The 5,596-nt window shown below is 72.6% G+C and carries 3 protein-coding genes and 1 pseudogene; 1 reads left to right on the plus strand and 3 read right to left on the minus strand.

The genetic code is table 11. The features are described 5' to 3' along the window. A pseudogene (locus HY68_RS09655) lies at positions 1–816 on the minus strand (hypothetical protein); the annotation flags it as partial. Further along, a complete protein-coding gene (locus tag HY68_RS09660; protein ID WP_157874312.1) occupies positions 806–2,947 on the minus strand; it encodes a hypothetical protein in 2,142 nt (713 codons plus the stop codon). The gene HY68_RS09660 and the pseudogene HY68_RS09655, both read right to left, overlap by 11 nt. Before the next feature lie 325 nt (positions 2,948–3,272). Here HY68_RS09660 and HY68_RS09665 point away from each other — a divergent pair, with 325 nt between their 5' ends. Beyond that, complete coding sequence (locus tag HY68_RS09665; protein WP_041986970.1) at positions 3,273–4,613, plus strand: DUF1254 domain-containing protein; 1,341 nt, start codon at positions 3,273–3,275, stop codon at positions 4,611–4,613. On the opposite strand, the gene HY68_RS09670 is transcribed toward HY68_RS09665, so the two are convergent. Continuing rightward, on the minus strand, positions 4,580–5,596 hold a 1,017-nt coding region (locus HY68_RS09670; RefSeq protein WP_052457055.1), incomplete at its 5' end, for a hypothetical protein. The genes HY68_RS09665 and HY68_RS09670 overlap by 34 nt on opposite strands.

Here is a 5,596-nt window from a genome sequence, read left to right on the forward strand (position 1 = left end):
CACCGCCTCACCGAGCGCGAGCACCTCCGCGTCGGCGCGGCGCCGCAGCTCGCCCTCGTCGGCCGCGCGGGCCGCGGCGAACACCGCCTGCGGGAACGCGAACGGCGAGCCGTGTGCCCGGCCCCGACGGCGCCGTACGAGATACAGCGCGCCGCCCGCGCACAGCACGAGCGCGACGAGCCCGATCGTGACCGGCAGCCACACCCCGCCGCCGTCCGACGACGCGGGCTTGTCCCCGTCCGACGACGCGCCGCCGCCGCCCAGGTCGGCGGTCTCCCGGTCGTACACGGCCGAGCCGTCCCCCTCGGCTATCAGATCGACGGCCTTGTCGACGCGGTCCGCGAGCCCGGCGTCCTTCATCGAGTCCATGAACTCGACGGCGCTGACCGCGTCCCGCGCCTGATGGGTGTCGGAGGGCCACTCGTGTCCGGACAGCGAGTCCGTGTAGTCGGACATGGTGATCAGGACGAGATCACCATGTCCGAGCTGCTCATGGATGATGTCGGCCAGGATCTGCGGATCGCCGCCGAAGGCGTCGCCCTTCACCAGCGGTACCAGCGCGGCCTTGATCGGCAGCCCCGTCCGGCCGATCCGGGCCACCAGCTCCTTCTGCCGCTGGGGTGGTACGGCGCCCGCGTACGCCGGGTCCACGTACACGGGCGACACCCGCAGCGCGTCGGCGATCTTCTGTCCCGGGCTGGGGGCGGCGGCCGTCGCAGCGGCTGCCGTGGCGGGGAACGCGCCGAGCACGGTCAGCGCGAGCAGTGCGAGCGCTGTGAGGAGCGCCGCGAGCAGCGGTTTGCGGTCACTGGACACTGGCGTACTCCCTTACCTTGACGATGAGCTGGGGTATCCCGTCGCGGGCCGCCGGCAGCGCGCCGGAAGCCTGCGCGTACGGGATCCGGCCGCCGCCCTTCGGCAGGGTCAGGCCCGGGGGCTCGACTCCGCCGACGGCCGTCCGGCATGCCTCGCACAGCCATGGCCGTGGCGTACGGCGCCTGCCTCCCCGAGCGGCAGAACCGCCCCGGGCAGCCGATCCCCGGGCAGCCGGTCCGCCCCGGCCGGCCGGTCCGTGCATCGGGTTGCGTTCACAGCAGTGCGCATAGGTCTGTTGGGTCCTGAGCATCGCGAGAGCCGTCCTGGCCAGCGCTATCGCTGCGGCCATGTCGGCGGCCGGCACATCCTTGTCGACGAAACCGTCCGGATCGCCGTCGGTCAGCAGCATCGCGGCGTCGAAGCAGTCCCAGACCTGCGCCTGCACCGCGGCGTCGGCCGACTCCACCGCGAATTCGGTCCCCAGCGTGGTCAGTTCCCGCTGGGCCGTCCGCCGCAGATACGCGAGCGACGGCGCCGCCGGGGCGTCGAAGGCCGTTGTGGGCTTCCCCGGGGAAGCCGTCCCGCGCTCGCGCCGCCGCACCTCCACCAGGCGCGCGATGCCCAGACCGGAGGTGATGAGGCCGAACAGCAGGGCCGCACCGAACGCGCCGATCATCAGCCCCGGCCAGAAGTCACCGGTGTACAGCGCCGGCAGGGCGTTGTCGTAGAGCGGGTCCGGCGTGGCGTCCGTACCGCTGCCCAGGGTGTCGGTGTCCGAGGCGTCCGAACGCGGAATGCCGCCGAGGAACGTCATCAGTTTGTCGAGCCGCTGCGCGAGACGGTGGTCGTCGGCGGGATGGTCGAAGTCCTCGTGCCGGATGTCGTCCGGCAGCTGGTAACCGAGCCGGTCCGGGTCCAGCGGAAGGCCGTAGTTGACCAGGTCGATGTCGCCGTTCAGCGGGTCGGCGACGACATAGGCACCGTCCTTGCCGAGCCGGCGGTGCAGGGCCGCCGCGAACGCGTACGGGTCGCCGCCGGACTCGTCGTCCGTGAGCTGCGGTACGACGGCGACGTAGACGGGACCGGGCGTGAACGCCTTGATCTCGGCCTCCAGCCGCTTGCGGCTCGCCGGGTCCAGGAGCTGCGGGCTCTCCAGATCGGTGTAGACCGGGTCCTGCCGCAGCCCGGCGGCCACCCGGTCCAGCCGCGCCGTCAGGTCGGCGCGCGTGGGCGTGACCGTGGCGCTGTCGATGGTCTGGTCGAATACCTGGGGCGCGCCGAAGCCGATCAGAGCCGCCAGGACGCCGGCGACGACCAGCTCGATGATGTTCGGCCGGGCCCGTGGCGCCCGGGAAACGCCCTTCGTGAGGGAACGGCCCTTCGCGCCGGAAGCAGCCTTTGTGAGGGACAGGCCCTTCGGCGCGGCCCGCGGCCCACCGGGAGCAGCCTTCGCACGGGAAACACCCTTCCCGTCCGTCCCCTGCGTACGGCGATGCCGCCATCGCCGTACATAAGGACCGGTCAGCAGCACCAGCAGCGGCACACCCAGGAGCAGCATCCCGGTGAGGAACGACTGGTTCTCACGGTCGGTCCGGTCGATGTAGAGGTCTTCGACCTCCGCCTTGCCGTCCCCCGCATGCGCGTCACGCAGGGAGTCGGCACGCTGCGCCGCCCGCTCCGGGCCCTGCGCCACGGCGCCGACGAACTCCTGGAACGAGCGCAGCGCTCCCGCGTCGTACGGCAAGGCGTACAGCGCGACGGTCGCCGCGTCGGCGGCCGGGGCCCGTACACCGAAGGCCCGCGCGTCCGTGACGCCCGTCGTGCCGACCAGGACATACAGCCCGTCCTTGCCGAGCCGGTCATGGACGGCGCCGAGCAGCGACCCGCCGCTGCTCGCGTCCGGCAGGACGAGTACGTACGTGGGGACGCCGGTGCGCTTCGCGAGCTTCGCGTACGCGGGGGCCGTGGAGCGCGGCACCTCGCGGGGCAGCTGATCGCTGACGTAGACGGGGTTGTGGCGCAGCAGCTCGGCGAGCCTCGCCGACTGGGTGCCGCCGTCGTCACCCCCCGCCGCCGACGCCGTGGAACCACCGGCCAGCAGCGCCAGCGCCGCCAGGAGCACACACGCCACGACCACCACCGGACGCGGCACCGCTCGCCGACCTACCGGACACGCCACGACCTCCACCGGACGCGGCACACTCCCCCGCCCCGCCCCCCGCACTGTCGTCATGCCGACCGGCATGGCAGCCTCCCCCGATTGCCCGCGTCGCCCGCAATGCCCCCGTTGGCTGCACACGACAACGAACCCGACTTTACCGGCCACCCCCGACCCCGCGCCCAGCCTGTGGACAACCTGGAGAACAGGCAGGTCGGACGGGGTCATGAGAGCGTGGATTGGGAATGTCCGAAGATGTCCGAGGCCGTCAGCCTGCGGCCGGGAAGAGGCGATCAGGATGAGCGATCTGCAGGCGCTGGCCAGTGACGCGTACGTCTACGGCTATCCCATGGTGTTCAACCTCGACGAGGTCGACCGGTTCACTCGCAAGGGCATGAACGCGGTCGCCCCAGCCCCGTTCAACACCTTCAGCCACGCGACGAAACTCGCGGGCCCCGACGACACCTTCGTCAGCGTCAACAACGACACCGTCTACTCGATGGCGCAGATCGACCTCAGCGCGGGCCCGCTGCTGCTCACCGTGCCCGGCACCGGCGGGCGTTACTACGTGATGCAGTTCGTGGACGCCTGGACCAACAACTTCGCGTACGTGGGCCGCCGCGCCACCGGCACCCGCCCCGGCCGCTTCCTGTGCACACCGCCCGGCTGGTCGGGGAAGGTGCCCCAGGGCGCGACCCGGATCGCGTTCCCCACCACCGTCGCCTCGATCGTCGCGCGCTGGGCGTGCGCGGGCGAGGCGGACATCGCCGCCGTACGCGCGCTCCAGGACGCCACGGCGCTCGAACCGTACGGCACGCCCGGCGAGGCCGAGGGGCTGCCGGTCGCCGACGTCGGCGTGGTCGACGTCATCGACGGCGGCCTGATGTTCTTCGAGAAGCTGCGGGTACGGATGGCGGCCTTCCCGCCCGCCCCCGCCGACATCGACTTCCAGGGCACGTTCGCGCCGCTCGGGCTGCTGAAGGCCGTCAGTCCGTACACCTCGCCCGATCCGGAACTGGCGGAGGCGCTGCGGGCCGGGTTCGCCGACGGCAAGGAGAAGGTGGAACTGGCCACCACGCACGGCATGAGCCCGGAGGACAACGGCTGGAAACTGGCGTACCACGCCTTCGACTACAACGCCGACTTCTTCGAGATCGGCACCGTCACCGACCCCGCCTGGATCGTCGAGGACCGGGCCAGGGCCCGGGTCATGCGGGCGGCAGCCGCGCGCGCCGGGCTGTGGGGCAACCACGGGTACGAGGCGGCGTACGCGATGACCTGGAACGACGCGGCGGGCGAGCCGCTGGACGGCGGCAGTTCGTACACGCTGCGCTTCGAGAAGGCGCCGCCCGTCGACGCGTTCTGGTCCGTGACCATGTACGACCTTCCCGAGTACCACCTGGTCGACAACGCGGCGGACCGCTACTCGATCGGCGACCGCACTCCCGGCCTGGTCCGCGCCTCCGACGGGTCGCTGACGCTGCGTCTGAGCAGCGAGCGCCCGGCGGACGAGACGGAGGCGGCCAACTGGCTGCCCACACCGCCCGGTCGGTTCCGGCCCGTCCTGCGGATGTACGAGCCGCGCGACGCCGTGGTCACCGGGTCCTACAGGCTGCCGCCCATCACGCGCGTCTCCTGAGCCCCAGCGTCCTTGGCTCCCGCGTCCTGGATCAGCGTCTTCTGAACCCGCGAATCCTGAACCCGCGAGTCGTGAACCCGGGTCTCCTGAACCCGCGAGTCCTGCACCACTACTTCCCGCGCTCCCTGATCATCCGTCAGGACAGCCCCGCCCGCAGCCGCGTGGCACGCGCCGCGCCCGTCCGCCCGGCTCACGATCCGGCCCGCCTCGACCCGTATCGCGACCTCGGTCTCCTCGCTCACGGCAGGCACACCGGCCGCAGCCGCCACCACCCCCGACGGGTCGACCACCACCTGCAACCGCGGCCAGGCGGCCGTCGGGAACGCCCGGCGCAAGCAGCCGCACAGGTCGGCGACGGCCAGCCGGGCCAGCGGGGCGAGTTCGTCGGGACTGCCGGTGACCAGCACGGCGGTCACGGTCGTGCCCGGCCGGGCCGCCCGTACGGCGTCCTCGACGGACTCGATCCGGTGCAGCCCGAGCACGGCCACCACCCCGTCGCCGCCGAGCCGCGCCGGCGCGTCCCGTACCGCGTCCACCGCGCCCTGCGGCGGCGACCACGGCTCGTCGGCGGGCAGCGCGCGGGTGATCACATGCGTGGGTGCGTAGCGCTCCTGGAGGACGAGACCCGCCAACTGGCCACAGGCGCGCACGACATTGAACGGCTCGACGAAACCCGGCGCCGCGGCGGCCAGTTGGCTCGCGCCGTGCAGCACGGTCAGGACGGCCTCGGCGACCCGAACCAAGCTCCCCCCTGTGGACGTAACCCCGGACCCGGACCCGGCCCCGGCCCCGGACACCGGCGCCGACCCCAGCCGCTCAAGAGCGAGCCCGAGCAGCAGCGCGTCGAGCTTCATCAGTTGCGCGTACGGCCGCCGTATCCGCTCCTCGGCGAGGACTTCGGGCACCACGTACACACCGAGTCTGGCCGCGCCGTGCTGCTCGTCCGTGTCGGCGAGCGGCAGCCGCGCCACCCAGGCGCGGGC

Source organism: Streptomyces sp. AcH 505 (assembly GCF_000818175.1).
In the GTDB taxonomy this organism is placed as follows: Bacteria; Actinomycetota; Actinomycetes; order Streptomycetales; family Streptomycetaceae; genus Streptomyces.